15 protein-coding genes are annotated in these 17,005 nt (G+C 58.2%); all 15 read right to left on the reverse strand.

All coding sequences use genetic code 11. The annotated features are described in order from the left end of the window. Positions 1-329: 329 nt before the first annotated feature. The 15 genes from PMI03_RS15730 to PMI03_RS15800 all read right to left on the reverse strand — a co-directional run bounded on the left by PMI03_RS15730 (position 330) and on the right by PMI03_RS15800 (position 16,929). Positions 330-2,366, reverse strand: a complete 2,037-nt coding sequence (locus tag PMI03_RS15730; protein WP_007694941.1) for a hypothetical protein — start codon at positions 2,364-2,366, stop codon at positions 330-332. Then, the gene (locus PMI03_RS31745) at positions 2,366-4,867 is read right to left on the reverse strand and encodes a hypothetical protein (RefSeq protein ID WP_007694942.1); all 2,502 of its coding nucleotides are present in this window, start codon (positions 4,865-4,867) and stop codon (positions 2,366-2,368) included. Before PMI03_RS31745 ends, PMI03_RS15730 begins: the two co-directional genes overlap by 1 nt. Beyond that, positions 4,867-6,066: a tail fiber domain-containing protein gene (locus PMI03_RS31750; RefSeq protein ID WP_007694943.1), complete on the reverse strand. Its 1,200-nt coding sequence runs from the start codon at positions 6,064-6,066 to the stop codon at positions 4,867-4,869. Before PMI03_RS31750 ends, PMI03_RS31745 begins: the two co-directional genes overlap by 1 nt. Then, complete coding sequence (locus tag PMI03_RS15745) at positions 6,050-6,448, reverse strand: GNAT family N-acetyltransferase (RefSeq protein ID WP_007694944.1); 399 nt, start codon at positions 6,446-6,448, stop codon at positions 6,050-6,052. The genes PMI03_RS31750 and PMI03_RS15745 overlap by 17 nt, the downstream gene beginning before the upstream one ends. Beyond that, positions 6,445-8,004 carry a hypothetical protein gene (locus tag PMI03_RS15750; RefSeq protein ID WP_039974143.1) on the reverse strand — a complete coding sequence of 520 codons (1,560 nt, stop codon included), beginning with the start codon at positions 8,002-8,004 and terminating at the stop codon, positions 6,445-6,447. Before PMI03_RS15750 ends, PMI03_RS15745 begins: the two co-directional genes overlap by 4 nt. Next, positions 8,004-8,711 (reverse strand): hypothetical protein, encoded by a 708-nt coding sequence (locus tag PMI03_RS15755; protein WP_007694946.1) that lies wholly within the window; start codon positions 8,709-8,711, stop codon positions 8,004-8,006. Before PMI03_RS15755 ends, PMI03_RS15750 begins: the two co-directional genes overlap by 1 nt. Before the next feature lie 15 nt (positions 8,712-8,726). Further along, on the reverse strand, positions 8,727-9,302 hold the full coding sequence (locus tag PMI03_RS15760; protein ID WP_007694948.1) for a hypothetical protein: 576 nt from the start codon (positions 9,300-9,302) through the stop codon (positions 8,727-8,729). A gap of 86 nt (positions 9,303-9,388) precedes the next feature. Then, complete coding sequence (locus PMI03_RS15765) at positions 9,389-10,174, reverse strand: hypothetical protein (RefSeq protein ID WP_007694950.1); 786 nt, start codon at positions 10,172-10,174, stop codon at positions 9,389-9,391. Between the two features lie 22 nt (positions 10,175-10,196). Beyond that, positions 10,197-11,171, reverse strand: a complete 975-nt coding sequence (locus PMI03_RS15770) for a phage major capsid protein (protein WP_007694951.1) — start codon at positions 11,169-11,171, stop codon at positions 10,197-10,199. A gap of 16 nt (positions 11,172-11,187) precedes the next feature. Then, positions 11,188-12,234 (reverse strand): hypothetical protein, encoded by a 1,047-nt coding sequence (locus PMI03_RS15775; protein ID WP_007694952.1) that lies wholly within the window; start codon positions 12,232-12,234, stop codon positions 11,188-11,190. A 32-nt stretch (positions 12,235-12,266) separates the two neighbouring features. After that, the gene (locus PMI03_RS15780) at positions 12,267-12,578 is read right to left on the reverse strand and encodes a hypothetical protein (protein WP_007694953.1); all 312 of its coding nucleotides are present in this window, start codon (positions 12,576-12,578) and stop codon (positions 12,267-12,269) included. Then, positions 12,575-12,811: a hypothetical protein gene (locus tag PMI03_RS15785; protein WP_007694954.1), complete on the reverse strand. Its 237-nt coding sequence runs from the start codon at positions 12,809-12,811 to the stop codon at positions 12,575-12,577. The genes PMI03_RS15780 and PMI03_RS15785 overlap by 4 nt, the downstream gene beginning before the upstream one ends. After that, on the reverse strand, positions 12,808-14,928 hold the full coding sequence (locus tag PMI03_RS15790) for a hypothetical protein (RefSeq protein WP_007694955.1): 2,121 nt from the start codon (positions 14,926-14,928) through the stop codon (positions 12,808-12,810). The genes PMI03_RS15785 and PMI03_RS15790 overlap by 4 nt, the downstream gene beginning before the upstream one ends. Next, the gene (locus tag PMI03_RS15795) at positions 14,928-16,496 is read right to left on the reverse strand and encodes a hypothetical protein (RefSeq protein WP_007694957.1); all 1,569 of its coding nucleotides are present in this window, start codon (positions 16,494-16,496) and stop codon (positions 14,928-14,930) included. Before PMI03_RS15795 ends, PMI03_RS15790 begins: the two co-directional genes overlap by 1 nt. Beyond that, positions 16,462-16,929 (reverse strand): hypothetical protein, encoded by a 468-nt coding sequence (locus tag PMI03_RS15800; RefSeq protein WP_007694958.1) that lies wholly within the window; start codon positions 16,927-16,929, stop codon positions 16,462-16,464. The genes PMI03_RS15795 and PMI03_RS15800 overlap by 35 nt, the downstream gene beginning before the upstream one ends. Positions 16,930-17,005: the final 76 nt, after the last annotated feature.

Here is a 17,005-nt window from a genome sequence, read left to right on the forward strand (position 1 = left end):
CAATACACGCCCGCGCCGGTCGTCATAAATCAGAGCGCTCCCTCCCCGCTTCGCACAACGAACTGCAACCGGTATGGGAATAATGTGACCTGTACGAGTTACTGACGTCAGCCCCATTGCGAGGCACTCAGAGAAGAGATATTTTCTCGTCCATGACCCAAGATCGAAAAAACCTGCTGATCGCCATTTGCTTAGTTATCTTCGCCGTAATGATGGCTGGGTTGACCTGGTTCTTGAGGTTTATGGGTTTGGAATTTGTGCTTGGGGCTGTTTTCGGCGTTTCTCTTATGCTCGGATGCTTCGGCATCATCTCCCGAGAATTCCGCAACCTATCGTAAAGTCTGTCTTCCAGCACCCTGCACGACTGCATTGATAAGGTTCTGTACGGCAGGATTTGCCGTAGAACCGGATTGTTGAGCGCGAGAAATCAAAGCCTGTACGAGCTGATCGCGCGGCGTGCCGGTTGCAACTGAAAGCTCTCCGAGTTCATTTGCAAACCGAGCTGCTTTTTCCCCTGCATTGCTCTCTAGCATTGCATTGATGATCTTTTTGCCGGTGCGCGCGACAACGCCGATGGCAGTCAAGTCGCCAGGAATTTCCTTTGGCTTTCCGGTGGCGTCGAGAAAATCACCAAACCGGCCGGCCATCGCCGTGTCAGACCCTCGCGTGACGCGATTTGCCGTGTCGCCAAAGACGGTTTCTCGATCGATCGCATTTAGCGCGTTATTCGCGTTGTCCTCTCCGAACAGCATCCCGAGCTTTTGACGGTTCCAGTCTCCCTCCCCTCGAACAATATTGCGCAGCGCCGTCGTATCGATAGCATTCGTGCCGGCTGCTCGGTCGATTTCGGCGCGGACGCTTTGCTGCATGCGCGTGGGTACGCCGGATGGACCGATCTGCTGCCCTTGAGGCAAAGCGCCCTGTTGCAGCATATCTTGAACTTCCTGTGGGCGCAGCGCAGTTGCCTGGTTATTCAATATCGGGCGTCCCTGCTGCAATGCCTCACGCTGGCGCGCGAGCTCGGCATAAGCAGCGTCCGCATCTTTGATGCCGGGAACCGCCTGTGTCAGACCGTCATCGATCATCTGTCGCGCTTCGCTCAATGCCCGGAGCACCTTCGGATCGGTTTCGCCCGTAAGCATCCCGTCAATGGCCTGGCGAGTTTCGAACATCACGCGCGGGTCTGTCGAAAGCTGATCGCTACCGTTGACATTGAGCATGCCTCGTACGCGGGAAACGGCTGCCTGCGCTGGCCCACGAAGCTGGCTCGCATCCTGCGTCAACGCCTGCGCAATCGGCTGGGTGTTGAAAGGCTGCGCATTGGCGAAGGCTTCCCGGTACAGCGGCATCACCTGTTGCTGGCTAGCCTGAAGCGTCTGATCGACCTGCGAAGGGACAACCGCCGAGCCGAGAGAGGAATCGAGATCGCCGGCCAGCCGAGCGTTTGCCTGCGCCTGGCGCGCCATCAGAGGTTCGACAATCGCATCTCTGGTTCCGGGTCGAGTAGCCGCACCGCGTGCCACGCCGAGCCATTCGGGCGAGACATCGGCCAAAGTGGCGTCTGGACCAAGGCGCGCCAATTGCGCTTGCTGCGCCGCTATTTTTGCCGGGTCGGATAGTTCCTGCGTCACATAATTTCGCGCGGCACCGGAAAGGTCGGAAATCGCGTCGGATGGCTGAGTGAAATACCGGACGCCAGCACCTACTGCCTTTCCGATAGCCGGGCCTGCTGCCCCCGCTACCAAGCCAATCCCGCTTCCGAGCGCTGTTTGCTTCGCATCCAGATCCGACCGAATGGCTGCATCCGTTCCGCCGATGCCTGCCCCCGTCACACCAGCAACAACTGACCGACCCAAGATCGGACCCGATCCAACCCCGAAGGCTGCGGGGGCTGCCATCATCGCAGGTACTGTACCTGCAACCCCGCCAGCGATATTCAGACCGGTATCGACATATGGATGCTTTTCGTGAAACGACGCATCCTTGCCCTGCTGGATGTCCATCGCCTGTTTATAGCGATCGGCGAAAGTCTCCCCGGGCAGCTTCTGAAAACTGTCGGGAAGCATCGGATCGACGATCGGCGCCAGCGCAGCGTTTGTCGCGGCGTCCATCTTGTTGAGCAGACCGCCGATGATTGGAACACCGGTCGCGAACGAGCGCGAGGCATTGTCAGCGGATAGGCTCCCATCCTGAGACTGTGGCTCCCCCTTGATGAGCCTCGCCATGCCGGTATCCGTATTTCCGGTCAAACCTGCAGGAGCGCCGCCCTGCGACTGAAGCTGTTTCACGGCCAGATTGACCGACGCGTCGTCGGGCGCGTCGATCTGGAACGTTTGGCCATTCATCTCGATCTGGTAGGTGGGCATTACTTGCTGATCCTCCTGATCGTGACGCCGGGAATATCGGTGGGCACATTCATATGGTCAGATGGAAGCGGGTTTTGGCCGCCGTCGGAGAGCTTCTTCCGATAGTCGTTGAAGCCCTGGTACGGGTTTGGCAGTTGGCGGATCTGCTTCTCTGCTTCCTGCCAGCTAAGTCCACCTTGGCCTGCCGGCAGGAAGGACTTTGCAGCAATCTCAGCAGCCGCCATCTTGTGCTGCTGAACCGACGCCAGCGTAGATGTGATGATCTGGTTGCCGCCCGGTTGGTTACCGATCGATGGCAAGCTGTTCAGGAACATCTTTACGTCGGTATCGGACGAAGAACCCGACCCGGCTGGGCGCATGCTCGGTGCCAACCGGTCGATGATTGACTGATAAGCCTGCGTTTCGCCAAGTCCTTCTACGTTGATCCCCAATGCCTGAGCGTAAGGGCCAAGAGCCGCCTTGAACTGCGCGGTTTTCCCGGTCCCGATCATCGGGCCAAGGTCGGCAAGCTGCTGAACATCGCCGAGCATCTGGGATGCACCATTTCCGTCGCTGACGTAGCCGCCCATGCGCGTTGCGGCTTCCTCGTCTGCCTTGATCTGGAACTTCGAAGAATTGTCGCCAGTGTTGATGGTCGTTGCGCCGGCTTTCTTCAATTCTTGCTGATATTGCAAGGGGCCTAGCGGCGTTCTGCCGGCCTTCACCTCGTTGTTGCGATAATACTCATAGTCATGGATATCGTTCGTCACGCCGACATTTGCGGCCTCGGCGTTCGTCTTCGCGAGATTGGCCTGTTGCAACGGATCACTTTGCTTAAGCTGCTGGTTATGATCAGCCAAGGCCAACTGCTGTTGTGCATCGAACTTCATCTTCTGCTCTTGTGCCGCAAGCGTAGCCTTGGTGTCCGGCGAGATTTCGCCGAGATGCGCGGCCTCGTACTGAGCCTTGGCAAGCGTCGCCTGATACTGCGGATCCTGCTGCTTGATATACTGCTCCATCTGAGCCTGATACAGCGCCTGCCCCTTGCCCATTTCGTTCTGGAACATCACGCCAGCCATTTGGCGCACTTGCGGTGATGCATTCGGGTTCATCATTGCCTGCATCAGAGCTTGAGCACGTGGACTATTGGCAAGCACATTCGGAGCCTGCGGAGGAGCGCTTTGCATGGCTTGAGCGAGCCGCACGCGCGGTGCTTCCTGCGCTGGAGCCGCCGCCGGCAGTCCGCCGACGGGCGACGGCGAAGGGATCGGCACTTGCTGACCTGCGGGGAGCGCGCCAGCGGTGGCATCGCTCGGAATAGCGGCGGCTGCAGGCTGCCCATTCGTCGGGCCAAGCGAAGCCGTCTGTATCGGGTCGGCGCCGGCTGGTGCCATCTGCTGGTCGATCGCCTGCGCGGCTGGAGTAGCGGGGACAGGCTCGCGATATGCCGTTGTTACCATCGGATCGCGATAGCCAGGCGTTGGCTGCGGACCAAGCATCGCCTGCATCTGATCCGGAGAAACCTTGCTCATATCCGCCGGGTTAGCAGTAGGTAGCGGCGGCGGTACCGCGGTGCCCACAGGATTCGGCGCGTTGCCAACGGGCATGCCGGCCGACGGATCGAGCGACGCTACCTGTGTTGGTCCAGCGGCGGGCGCAGCTATAGGCGTCGGAGCAGATACGGGCGCGGTGGAAGCGCCAGCCTGTGCAAACTGTGGCAGATAGCCATTCGCCAAGGCGAGACGATGCGCGGCGTTCGCATTCCCAGGCTCGTTATAGCCCTTGAACGCCCACGCGTTGTTCATAATGTTCTGCGCTTCCGTCACACTCTTGGCGTTGTTCAGCGCTGAAATTAGCTGAGGGTTTTCCTGAAGGAAGAATTGGCCCTGCTGCTGAGGGGTGCCGTTGGTGCCGCCCGCAAATTTCTGCAGGTTAGCCAGACGCGGTCCGTTCCACGACATGATGCCGCCGGCGTTATTCTTGCCGTCGTTCCACGTGCTGCCAGCATTCTGAGGAGACCAACCGCTCTCTGCCTTTCCTGTCGCTGCGATAGCCGCGAGACCATAGGGATTGGTAACAGCGAGCTTCTGACCGCCTACGTCATAGCCGCCCTTCACTGTATCGAGGAACTGATTCTGGATATCGTTTGCCGTGCCGGGAGCGACAGCGGTCGTGGTTGCTGGGCTGCTGGCTGCCATTTCAGTCTGAGCGCCAGAAGCCGGAACACTATTATCACCGAAGATCTTCGACAGAAATCCACTGGATTGAGCCGGAGGCGTATAAGGTTGCCCGGTCATTGCGGCCATCAGCTGGCCATTGGCGGCCTGCTCCTGCTGCGCCTGCCGGCGAGCGGCAAGACCGCCCATGAGAGCCTCAGAAAGGCGAGCCACACCTTGCCATGGCGATTGAATAGGCGTCGACTGCATGCCCTGCTGCATCATTGCGGCAGCCAACCGGCGCCGAAGATCCACAGCAGAAGAGCTTTCGGTCTCGCCGGCGGCAGGATTGAAATTGAAGGACATTAAGCGGCCCTCTCGTAGTTGACCATCATGAAGCCGCCAGGGCCCTCAGAAACAGCATCCGGACGAAGCGCGGCAACCTCATCTGCCATGAAGCCGGTTGATGGCTCGCCCCAGATGTAATCGAAGGCATAGAGACCGAGGCCGCTCGCCATTTCGTATATTTTCCGGATATTCGTCTTCAGGCGCCGATCGGACATCGCCCAACCGCCAAGCAGCGACGAGCCGAGGCCGAACAAGCCGCCCATGGCAGCATTCGATTGCTGGGCCTGCGTATTGTAGGCGCCCACCTGATTTTGATAATTCTGGTTGACGAGGCCGGCATAATCGACGGTCGGGATCGTGCTGCTTGCCGACGAACCCGCATAAGTCGGCTGTGTGACCTGAGAGCCGCTGAGAAGCGACGAAATTTCGTTGATCGGTTGGTTGCGCTGCGTCAAAATTGACTGTTGGGCGTTATTGTACATGTCGCCCAAGTATTGGTCGGATGCAGCTTGCTTGTTGGTCGAGAAATCACGCATGGCATTCGAATAGGCCTCGGAACCGAGTTTAACACCCTGGTCTGCGAGTTGCTGGCTGAGGCTGGACTGGCTGCGGTCCCATTGATTGTTGAAACCGCTCTGCCAATGGTCGTTGACATATTTATCGATGTTTTGAGCGCTGAGATCGATAGGCTGATTGAGGTAATCGACCATCTTGGCAGATTGCTGATTTGCCAGCGTGCCAAGATTGAGCTCCGCACCTTGCGTCTGGTCTAGGATTTTCTGTTGCTCGGGAGAAAGCGTCTGCGTCGCGGTGTAAGTCGGGACGTAATATCCTTTCGTCGAAGACCAATCATCCGGGGTATAGGTCTGCTGAGTTGTTTTCGAAGCAGTCCCTGGCTTCGTCGAATAAATAGGCTGTCCATTTTTGTCATATCGAACGACGCTGCTCGTAGTTGCTGGCGTCCCGGGCACAGTCACGTCACGCGTCGGAAGGGACGTGTGATACTGCCCGGAGCTATCGGTCCAATACTGCTGCCCGTTGGGATCGGAGATAAAGCGTTGGCCGGTCTGGTTATAAGTCAGGTTCCCATATGGGGTTACCTGATTAATATTGTTCATCGCAGCATTTGCTTGAGCCGTGGCAAGATTCGTACCGGTCTGTGCAGAAGCGGTAACTTGCGGGTCCGGTGGGGTGGGCGCCTTAGGGGTCGATACCAAAGGGAAACTCCTCTTTCAGGATGCCATAGAGAAGACCATCGCAATCGCCGAAATAGAGGCGTTGACGTCCCTCTAGTTTGGCACCGAGTCTTTGAAGTGATTTCTGAGCCTTGAAGTTGTCGGCCCTGGTTCTGAACGTCGCGCGGCGGCAACCGAGTTGATTGACCACATATCGAAAGGCCGATTTCATCAGCAAAAGCGAAAGACGGTCGGCAGCAAGCGAAACCTCGACATCGTGAGCCGTCCATACGTTGAAGACGTAAGCGCCGATCAGCTTTCCATTTCTGAATTCACCGATCGCCGTGTATGGCGGCGAGAAGCTGACCCCAATCCTGGCACCAACCCACGCAGCGATATCCTCCCGCGGCTCTGTCACGATCAAACTGGCTGGCCCTTCTGGAAAAGAATGGTCCCACCGACGACGCCTGCTTCAGATATCGTGGAGGAGTCGCCTGATATCTGCGCGCGAATGACCGGCGCCAATGCGACCCCGGTGGCAACAGCGGTAGCGTCCTTTCGTCCCGTGTTCGCGCCAACGAAATAGGCCTGGTCCCATAAAGAGACGTCCCATGTTCCGGGATTTGACGTCGGCAGCAGGTTCGCAAGCGCCTGCGGGATCGAAACCGAGTAATCTGCCGAGACACCAAGATAGAAATTTGTCGATGGGCCGGATTGCAGATTGGCGCCGATCATGGTCGCGTATTTAGGAGAAATTCCGTCCCCGAACGTCTGCCATGCGCCGACGGCTAAACAATCGATCGGATTGCCTGTGTCATTCGATCCGACTTCAGCTTCCACGACATTGCCGATTGCCGTTCCGAAGAAAACTCGATCCTGCCATGTTCCCCAGCATGTGGATGGCAGTCCGATGAACCGACACCATGCCCCCGTTTCGGTGTTCATGACGTACTGGGTGGGGCCGCCCGTGTCCGGAAGATTGACAATTGCCATGCGGCGACGCGGGAATCCGAGCAACTGCCATTGGTCGGACGACGTGCCTACGTCCGTCAGCGTCTGCAGCCAAGTCGGCGCAATCTTTGCTGTGATGGAGCCGAGATCCGTCGCGCCGCGGTCGAGCTGGACGGCCTTGGTGATCGGAATGATGCCGTCCGTGGTCATTATCGCGAGATCGGCGCCGACATTAAGCAGGCATCGATCATAACCGAGCGGCTTGCCGAGCTTGAACGTGCCGAGAAGCGTAAAGCCGCTTGCCGTCGTCGGATCTGATCCCTGATAAACAATGACCTCGCCTTCAGAGGAGATCAACACCAGGCATTGCGTAATGCCGGTCTGGACAGGGATAGACCACACGCCCATTGCGACAAGAACGCCGCCGTATTTCATGCTGCTGCCGACCGGGAACGACGTCGCCGCACCACTCACTGCGTCAGTGGCAAGATACCAGATCTTCGTCGTGTTCTTTTCGATGAACCAAAGGCGAGATCGGTATGCGACGACGACCGACAGATTGTTCGCCGTCAGCCCCGTCCCGGTAATCGCCGTCGTTGCCCAAGTCGTACCATCGTAAAGGAGCGGCGTATCGAGGCCGTTGACCAGTCGAAGAAACGATCCGCCGGCGTTGGTATACTGCTGGACGGACCAACGGGCACCGGTCTGTCCAGTTAACACTAAAGAGGCAACCCCTGCGCCCGAGATGTCATAGATCTGCGATCCGGCAGCGGCGAACAGTTTGTTGGAGGCGCCTGAATAGGGAATGATCGTCTGAACGGTCGCACCCATACCGGTGGCCCAGAGCTTTGAGCCATAGCGCGCCCGGATACGATTGGACTCCGGGAAGAAATTATCCAGCTGGTAAGCAGCGTCCTTCGGCATGTCGGCGATTGTGACATCTGTCCGCCACCCACCGATCATGGCTTTCCACGGCGCGGAATCCGATACGCGGTTCATACCCCTGGATGGGGCGGGTCTCCTCACCATCAGGGGTTCACCGTAACAATACCGGGCCAATAATTATCCGGAACATTTCCGCGATTTGTCTTTGACAACGAAAATGCCGTCGAAGCGCGATCGGAACCAATTTCAGACTCTTTGGCCCGCTCGAAATTATCCATCTCCTCGGCATAATCGAGGCCCTTTGCCCGCTTCCAGCGCCACATGAGGGAAAGCTCGAGCAGCGATTCCGAGAAGCCACGAACCGTGTCGGCATCATTGGCCCACGTCGTTGCGTAGGTTGAACCGCCGTTGACCACCACCCACGCATTCGAGATGTATTCGTAGCTCAGGGTTTCCCCGATATTGTTGGGATAGAATGCGAGCTTGCCACCCAGCATGCGCCAGATCTGCGGGACAGGGTTCGAATTGATGATGACGTTGCGTTGCCATGCCTGAGCGTCGACAGGACCATTCAACTGCCATAGGCGCGAGTTATTCCAGATCGCGCCGTTGTCGATGAAGCGCTCCCAGTCGGCCGGCGGCTCGGCCGGCTCCGGTATCACGCCGGTCGCGGTAAACGAGCGCCTGACCACAAGATCAGACCAGTCGTGATCCCGTGCAAGCGCATAGGCCGCTCTCTGCGATAACTGCTTGAGCTGCATCACAGTCGGGTCTGGGTTCGCTGCGACGAGGCCCGGGATCTGAACGGATAGCTCCGCGCACACGTTCTGAATAATAGTTAACAAACTCATGCGCGGATCTCGATCTTAAAGTTCAAGGGAGTTTTCTTTGGCGGCCTTCGGAGGCCGGCCGGGACCGCGCCGTTCTTCATTGGCGAAGCGATCGTTGATTTCGGAAAGCTGCCGCTTCAGGTCGGCGATATCATCGCGCAATGCTGAATTCTCAGCGGCAAGCTTGGCACCAGCGGCTCCATCCTTCGCAGCGTCGAGATAAGCCTTTGCCTGAGCGACGAGTTCGTGCGCGCCCATGCCCAAATTCTGCTTCATCGTGTCGGACAGATTGGCGAGACCTTCGACCGTGTAGATCTCGATAGCCTCAAGCTCCTTGATCTGGCTTGGGCGCAGGATCGGCCACTGTGATAGCGGCGTGCCGGTGATCTGCTCGCGGCCCTTCATGCCATTCTTGAACCGATCGTAAACCTCGTGAAACCGCTTCTTGTCATATTCGGTTGCCTCACGATAGACTTCCGAATTCTTGTCGCCGGCAACGACGATCCGGACAAATTCGCGATCCTCGAAGATCGGACGACCGGCTTCCGTCGACTTGAACGGCTGGTTGACTGCTTCGATGCTGAACTGTGCGTAAATTCCTGCGTTTTCCATGGTCTATCTCGCTGTTGATGGCGGGTGAAAAAAGAGGCCCCAAAGGGCCTCTAGACGTTGCTGGGTGAATTTTCCTGCGGTGCCGCTTAGTTGGTCTTGGCGATGTACGGCCACATCAGGCGTGCCTCGACGACGCCGGTTGCGGTGATGGTGATCGCCGTACCGTTCGCCGTGGCGTTGTTGTTCAGAGTCAGGCTCTGGACAGTGCCGGCCGGTGTGTAGGTAATACCGGTGATCGTCGTCGAGCCGGGAATACCGGTGCCTGCGACAGATGCGCCAAGGAATGGCCCGGAGAGGTTCGAAGCGCCGCCGAGGAGGGTCAAGACGTTGGACCCGTTGACGGTGGTTGCCGTGAACGTGAAGTTCGCAGCCTGGAACGAAACAGGGGTGATCTGCTTCGTCCCGACCGTGGCCGAGGCCGGCGCATTTGCCTGCCCTGCCGTGGTCGTTGTTTCGGCGATAACGAGTGCCGCCGTAACAGTGCTTGTGAGAGAGGGTGCCTGCCCTGCCCGCTGTACCCAGATGTAATAGACACCTGCCGCGAGGGTAACGGTACCGACGGGGCCGCCGGAGATCGTCGGAGCCTGCATGGCACCCGAGAAGACACCAGCGCCATAACCGATAACGGCGGCTGCCGTGGTCAACAGCGTGGCGTTATAGTCCTTGTCCCACTGGAACCACATTCCGGGCTGCAGCGTGGTCGTCGAGCCGAGGGTGAGCTTGCAATAAACCCATTCGGCTTCGCTCGGCCCCCAGCAAAGGGTACCAAGGGCGAACTGAGGACCGAGAATACCGGAACCAGCTACGATCGGGCCTTCGACGACAAACGGATTTGCGCCGAACCGCTCGGTTTGAATCGTTGCGATAGACATATGCTATTCCTTTCTCGTCGACTTAGGCGGTCAAAACGCCCTGGAGGAAGGCGTTGTTCATCGTCATGTTGCCAGCCCAGCCCCAGAGGCGAATGGTCGCGTCCTGGTTGGGGGTCATGCGATCATCGCCGATCGGGTCGAAGTTGCGGTCGCGGTGGGGACGGAAGAAGAGGTACTTCGAGTTGACGAAATACATCTGGTTTGCCGGCGCACCGCCGCCGAAACCACCGTCGAAGACCACATCCGAGCCCATGTATTGGAGGGTATTGAAGCCCGCCATGCCATTGTCGGACGAGGTGATGCGCTGGATCGCCTGCAACGATTCCCAGTAGAGCCGGAAATAGTTGTTGTCGGCGACGATGAGGTCCGGCTTGTCTGCGCCGCGCGAGCAGGACAGATAAAGACGGTTCATGTAGGACTGGATGTTGGTGGTCGACGTGGCCGCGCCGCCATCCGAAGTACCGGAGAATTTCTGGTTGCGCCAGAAAGCCCAAGTAGCTCGGCTGATACCGCCGACGGTGCCCGAAGTCGGAGCCGTCGAGACCAGGAGCTGCAGGCCGCCGATCTGACGCCCACCGTCTGCGGTGCCATCGGAATAGCAGTCGAGAGCGATGTTGTTGGTCAGCGTCGTCTCGGCATTTTCGATACGGCCTTCGAGCAGATCGAGGACAGCATCTTCGCCGGAGTTCTGAAGCTGTTCCAGTCCCGAGATCGAGACCGCAACGGCTGCCTGCTTGTAGTCGTATTCGGCCGCCGTGATGACGTCCGAAGGCTGGATGTTGAGCAGGTCATACCCGGAATAGCGCTTGAAAGTGCTGTTTTCCTGATATTGCAGTTCCTGCACGATGGTACGGCCACCGGAAACCGGCTTCACCTTGCCGCGCGCACGCAGCTTGGCAAGCAGGCCATTGTTTTTTGTCACGTTGTCGGCGATCACCCCGGAACGATTCCGCAGGGTGGTCGTGACGATTTCCGAAAGGTTCGGAGAGATTGCCATGTTCGATCACCTTAGATCAGGCGCGATTTCCCTGTGTGCTGAAAGCCTGTTTCAGAGAGTCGCGAATTGAGGATGGCTGAACGGCGCCGGCGTCCTTACTGGGGCCAGGAGCGGAAGAGCCTGTGATGGATTTCGCGGCGCGCCGTGCTTGATCTGCCGGGTTTGCCTTGGGTGTTGCAGGAGCCGGTTGCGGTGCAGCTTGGTTGATGAGCTGAGACCGAATGTCCGGACGCATCCAACATGCGGTGTCGTAAGCTTCCTTGAGATCCTTGGCACGGCCCGTGCTGATTAGGGCGGCCATGTCGTCAATGAGGGCTTCGGCATGCACGTTGGCGGGGTCGGAAAGAAAGGCGTTGAGCTGAGTTTCAACATCTCGTTTCCGCAAAACTTGTTCGACTGTCTGTTCGACGTTAACGCGCGGCGCCGGGGCCTGCTGCGTCTGGGGGGGTTGCTGTTGCGGCGACTGCTGCATTTGTGCTGCCAGGCGGACAAGATCAACGCCGGCGATTTTCGCCACATGTATGACGGTGTTGACCGGATCGCGCTGCAATGAGGCTTCCCAATCGAGGGCACGCTTCATCGAGTCCGCAAATGTCGTGCCGGCGGCTTTCACGTACGGCGTGAACTGTTCGAGGCCTTTGTAGTCCTGCAGAACCTTGAAGCCATTGTCGACCTCCTGCTCGCGCTTGCTGATTGCCTCCTGCACATGGGGCGGCAGCGTGCCGAAGGATGCCTTTGCATCAGCAGACCAGCCCGGAGGAGGCTTAGGTCCTTCCGGCGTCGGCTGCGCGGTGTCCGGCGTGGCAGCCGTAACCGGCACCACTGGTGCGACCGGCTGCTGCTCTGGCGCCCTGGCAGCCGGTGCGGCGACTGGCTGCGCCTGAACTTCCGGCGTCTTTGCCGCGAAGCGACCGGCTTCATCCCGCGCTCGGTCCTGCGAAGCCTGGTCAGGAGCCTCCTCCCCGGTCATCGCGGCCTTTAGGCTATCGCGGATGCTCAGCGGTTCGGTTGCAACGATTTCTTCGCCACCGTCGATGACGGCGCCGTTATTCAGATCTGACATTGGGATTTCCTTATTCGGGGGCTGACGCCCGGTCAGGAGTTATATTCGGCGTAGGTGGTCCGCAGGGTTTCGCGGATCGCCTTTCGATCGGCCTTCGGCTTTTCGACTGGTCTCGGCTTTTCGTTGCCGATCTCTTCCACGCCATGAGCGCGGTATTCGGAGCGCAGCTTTGATTTCGACGTGTACATCTGCCCGTCATGCATCGAGCGGATCTCGATCCCATCACTGACGAAACGCGGCGCCGGCAGATCGGAAGCGCTCATGATACGCTCAGGCAAGCAATTATGCGGCCATGCATCAAGCTCGTGCCAGCCACCACAGACGCGACAATAACGCTGTTTCATGGGCGCCATTCTCCATTGATACAAATCTGAAGACGCCCAGAACCCGGCAACATACGGAAGCATCTCCGGTCATATTGCTGGCCTGCCACCCACGGCTGATTACCGGCGGCAAATTCATGGAAATCGCCGGACTGGATCACATGATGAAGAAGCAGGTCATTCTTCACGTAGCAGATGACCTCACCTTTTTCTGTCGTGACTGAATCGCCGGCCTTTGCGACGACAGGGCTCATTGCTGCGGTCCCTGTGACGGCTGCGCGGCCTGTTCCATGGCTTGCTGATGCTGGAAGGCGGTGCGCTGCATTTCCTGCGCGTGCTGCTTATCGGCCATATGCTGCTGACGCTGCATCTCGGTCATCGCCTGTTGGTGTTCAAGACCCGCCTGCACGACGCTAAGCTGCGCCTTCTTCTGCTCTGCCTCTGCCTTGACCTGTGTCGTCTGGAGCTTCATCTGCTCATCTGGCGACGGCTGCGGCGGCGGCTTGGGCGCCATGACCTGCTGTGAAACCGCGCCGATTGCCTGCTCAAGCGAGTTTTCGAGCTGGCGACCGGTGCGGAATCCACGCGCGACGAACAACAGCACCTCACCCATGACGGGCACGAGGCTTGGCATCTGCTGCGCGACTGGGCCGGCCTGCTGGATAAATCCGCCGATCACCTCGGCAAATTGCATGCGGTTTTGCTTTTCGGCATTTTCGTCCGGCTCGATCGTCGAATCCGTCTCGATATCGATCCTGAACCCGCGCACGTTGTCGTCACGCAGAAGCCGCACCACGTCATCGATCGATGGCTGCTGCATCATGTTTGGATCTGGCCCTTGCGGTGGTGGAGGCGGCTGCTGGCCGATCTCCTGCGCTCGCTGCGCAATCAGCTGGTATTGCTGCTGCTGCATTTGCGCCTGCTGCTTCTGCTCATTGGTGAGGAGATTTATCCCACTCATGAGCATCAGCGTCTGGGGCTGGAAAAGGTTGCAGATGATTTCGCCTGAGATCCGCGTGACATCGCGGGCAAAACGAGCAAGTTCGCCCTGTCTGTCTCGAATCCGGATCGATCCCCACTGGCTCTTTATAACCTGGGCGCCCTTTGTCTCGTTCGGATCGGTATCGCCGCGGACAATATCCGATATGCCGGTGATCTGGTAAACGTCCTCGATAAGCTGCTTTCGGGCTTCAATACAGGCAACCATGACCTTCTGGACCTGCTCGACCGGCAACCAGACGATGGCGTTTGAACCGCCCTTGTCGGTAAATGCCGCCCATGCCGGGATTGGTATCATGGCCGTGTCGTTGGTCGGGTCAAGCGCACGCTCGATCGCGCTGGACACGTCCCCGTCGCCGGCCGGATAAAAGCCGACAAGGCGAAGCTGATCGGTCAGCTTGTTGATGCGCTTGGTCAGACTGTCGATTTCTTCGACCTGGCCCTGATAATAGACGTAATCCGGAACCGGGATGAGACTGCCCGTCGATGTCGTGCCGTAGGCAGGGCGCGGGCAAGGCCAGAAGTCTTCGAGATCAAGCGGCGGCTCGGATACTTCCAGTGCCTGCGATGATCCATCTGCTATCCAGACGGTATAATTCTCGGATTTGCACCAGATTTCCCAGATACCGGTTTTCCCGGCATTCTGGGCGCGCTCTGTATCGTTCTTGCCCTTCTTGGTGTCGATGACCTCCGAAGCCAGGCGCTCATAGGCTTCGTCGCCAAAGCGTTCCTTGATCTCGTCTTTGTCCATTGGAACGCGGCGTGCCACCCACGTCACATCACCCCAGCGCCGAGCCGGCGTGTGCAAGAAGTCCGACCAGTGCACGTAATCGATAGCGATGCGCTCTGCCGTGATTTTCTCTTCCGGCTGTTCCTGCGCGGTTTCCTGCTGTTCCTGTTGCGGCGTCTCGCTCGTCTCTGTGCCGAGATCCTGCGGCTCGATATCAGCCTCGTACCGAATCCAGCACGTTGCGCGAGCGAATAGCAGGAAATCGTCGCGATCCTGCTTCATCAAGGAATCGAGATCGCCCTTCTCCATCTGGTAGGAGAGAATGCGCTCGAGCATTTCAGAGGCAACGCGGCCGATGGGATCCGGGTCTTTGAAACGACGCTCGACGGCTGGCGACGGCACGCGAGCATAGACCGCAGGCTGAAGCGTCGAGATATTGGCCCACAGCATCGGAAACGAGCGGTTGGCAGAATTCTCCGACGTATTCTGAGCAAGATAGATTTTCTCGATCTTCTCGCAGCGATTACGCCATTTTTCGAAATAACGAGACGCGCGCTCAAGCTCACCCTTCCACTTGGGGCCAAGCTTTGCGAGATCATACTCGCCGGCATCGCTCTCGTCGTTCGGGTCGAGTTCGGACATCACACTCTTTCTCTGCGGGAAGGCGTCATCTTGATGGCGTCGGCAAAGGTCATATCGCTGAGATTGACAGGGGCTGCAGGCTTAACCGGCTCGACAGGCAAGTCACGATAGAACGACGCAAGACCGGCTAATGCGCTGGCGCCGTGCGATGCCCAATCGTGGCGGGGATGGGGTTTCCATGTCGACAGATCCTCATCCCACTCTTTGCGGTAGTTTCGAAGGCACTTCAGACCGTCAGAGGTCGCGGCTTCATCAAACTCGCAGGAATCGAGCAGCCGGCGCGTACCGTTGATTTGATCCTCGATGTAAGCGCGCTCTACCTTTTCGACGGTTCCGAGGTTCCGCTTTTTGATCTCGGCAAGCATGATCTGGATGCGAGTAAGGCCGCCGCGCGTCCATTCCCGCACCTTGATATCGTGCGGCATGTAATGGGTGCCGTAGACGTATCCATGCTCTTTTGAGCGGCGCTCCAGCTCGTCGATCTGGGCATCCATGCCGCCGCCGACGATTTCGAAGTAGCCAATCAGCCGAACCCGGCCGGGAACGATCTGAAACAGCCACGTCGTGTTGGCGTCATCCATCCCGATATCGCTGATGGAATGGACCGGGTAATTAGGAACATGCGGGAAAAGCCCTATCCGCTGCTGAAGCTCGGCTTTCGCCATCTGCTCCGCGTAATAGGCGCCCTCAACACTGGCCTCGAATGCCTCGGCCGGCGTCGACGGGTATTCCCGCTTCATGTCTCCCTTTTGGCTCTCAGCCTTTTTGACGTACCAGGCCTTTTGCCTGTCATTGAGATGGACGCCGCTGTTTTCGGCAAGCTTCTCGAAATATTTCGATAGTTCCTCGGGGATGACGACGCCTCCAGGGTCGATCTCGTAATCCGGTGATTTCCACCACGGATAAAAATGGAATTTCCAGTCGATCGGCGTGAGCTTCGTGCCCATGCGCGCCTTTACCTGCGCAGCCTGGCATGTGTCGTAAAAGTCGCCGTCCTGCCCTTCAGCCGTACTTTCCGTGAAGACGATCTGTCCAGCCTGGACGGTATTGAGCGCGCCCGTTCTAATCTCTCGAGCCTTCTGCGGATACTTGGCGCAGATCTTCCCATATTCGGAAATATGGAGATATTGCAGCGTGCCAGACCGAAGCGACGTTCCGACGCGGATCGAACTATTATTCGACAGCAGCAACTCTGTAGAATTGGACTGCACGATCGAAACCGCGCTCCGGAGCTGCTCTGGCAGATTATCGTAAGGGTATTTCACCTTATCGCGGAAAATAACCTGAGCATCGCCGAGCGTGTGGGCGATCGTGCCGGCGCGGATATCTCGGTTGAACACGCAGGCGTCGAGCATGAAGATCTGGATGAACGTCGTAAACCCGAGCTGGCGAGCCTTCAGGATGGCGTTCATGTAATGCATATCGTCGAAAAGGGCTTCCTGAGCCCAATTCATCTGAAAGCGGACGCGTACCCCATCTTTCCCGACGATGTGATAGAGGTTGTTGAGACGCCAGCGCCAGTCCGAGAACTGGTCAAGTGCTGTTCGGAAGGCCGCGGGTCTTGCCATTCAACGCTTCCAGTAGATCAGCTACGCCGTTCGTGACGCCATGCTCAACCTCGACCTTGGCGCCGTATTTCTTCGGCCGCATCTTCTCGGCGATCCACTGGCGCGTCGAGATGCGTAACTGAGAACGCCGCAAAGCTTCGCCGTTTTCCTGCCAGCCGATAAGCTCGCCGTCGGCGTTCTTCTTCTCCATCCAGTCGTTGCTGCCGTCGTCGGCAATATCGATCATCTCGTCGACGAGGACGTCGGCCTGGGCCTCGCGCGCGAGCGCGTACTTGGTCCGGAATGCCTCGTGCTGTGTCAGCCACGCAAACACCGTCGACTTAGCGGGCAACGCTTCATCGAGGCAGATGGAGCGGAGGCTTTCTCCATTCGCAATGCGATCGCAGATTATGTCAGATGTCTTGATGGTGAACTTGGTCGGTCTGCCTGTCATTGTCCCCTGCCTTCTGATCGGCTGGTTGGAATTGCATTGATTGTCGTTCGAAGTTCAGCCACTCTCATGCCGTGCA

This window comes from Rhizobium sp. AP16 (assembly GCF_000281735.1).
Taxonomy (GTDB): Bacteria; Pseudomonadota; Alphaproteobacteria; order Rhizobiales; family Rhizobiaceae; genus Rhizobium; species Rhizobium rhizogenes.

Excerpts from the sequence above, each read along its gene's own strand:
- PMI03_RS15730 (WP_007694941.1), bottom strand. The coding sequence starts at position 2,366 with ATGCCCACCTACCAGATCGAGATGAATGGCCAAACGTTCCAGATCGAC.
- PMI03_RS31745 (WP_007694942.1), bottom strand. The coding sequence starts at position 4,867 with ATGTCCTTCAATTTCAATCCTGCCGCCGGCGAGACCGAAAGCTCTTCT.
- PMI03_RS15750 (WP_039974143.1), bottom strand. The coding sequence starts at position 8,004 with ATGGTGAGGAGACCCGCCCCATCCAGGGGTATGAACCGCGTATCGGAT.
- PMI03_RS15755 (WP_007694946.1), bottom strand. The coding sequence starts at position 8,711 with ATGAGTTTGTTAACTATTATTCAGAACGTGTGCGCGGAGCTATCCGTT.
- PMI03_RS15760 (WP_007694948.1), bottom strand. The coding sequence starts at position 9,302 with ATGGAAAACGCAGGAATTTACGCACAGTTCAGCATCGAAGCAGTCAAC.
- PMI03_RS15765 (WP_007694950.1), bottom strand. The coding sequence starts at position 10,174 with ATGTCTATCGCAACGATTCAAACCGAGCGGTTCGGCGCAAATCCGTTT.
- PMI03_RS15770 (WP_007694951.1), bottom strand. The coding sequence starts at position 11,171 with ATGGCAATCTCTCCGAACCTTTCGGAAATCGTCACGACCACCCTGCGG.
- PMI03_RS15775 (WP_007694952.1), bottom strand. The coding sequence starts at position 12,234 with ATGTCAGATCTGAATAACGGCGCCGTCATCGACGGTGGCGAAGAAATC.
- PMI03_RS15780 (WP_007694953.1), bottom strand. The coding sequence starts at position 12,578 with ATGAAACAGCGTTATTGTCGCGTCTGTGGTGGCTGGCACGAGCTTGAT.
- PMI03_RS15785 (WP_007694954.1), bottom strand. The coding sequence starts at position 12,811 with ATGAGCCCTGTCGTCGCAAAGGCCGGCGATTCAGTCACGACAGAAAAA.
- PMI03_RS15790 (WP_007694955.1), bottom strand. The coding sequence starts at position 14,928 with ATGTCCGAACTCGACCCGAACGACGAGAGCGATGCCGGCGAGTATGAT.
- PMI03_RS15795 (WP_007694957.1), bottom strand. The coding sequence starts at position 16,496 with ATGGCAAGACCCGCGGCCTTCCGAACAGCACTTGACCAGTTCTCGGAC.
- PMI03_RS15800 (WP_007694958.1), bottom strand. The coding sequence starts at position 16,929 with ATGACAGGCAGACCGACCAAGTTCACCATCAAGACATCTGACATAATC.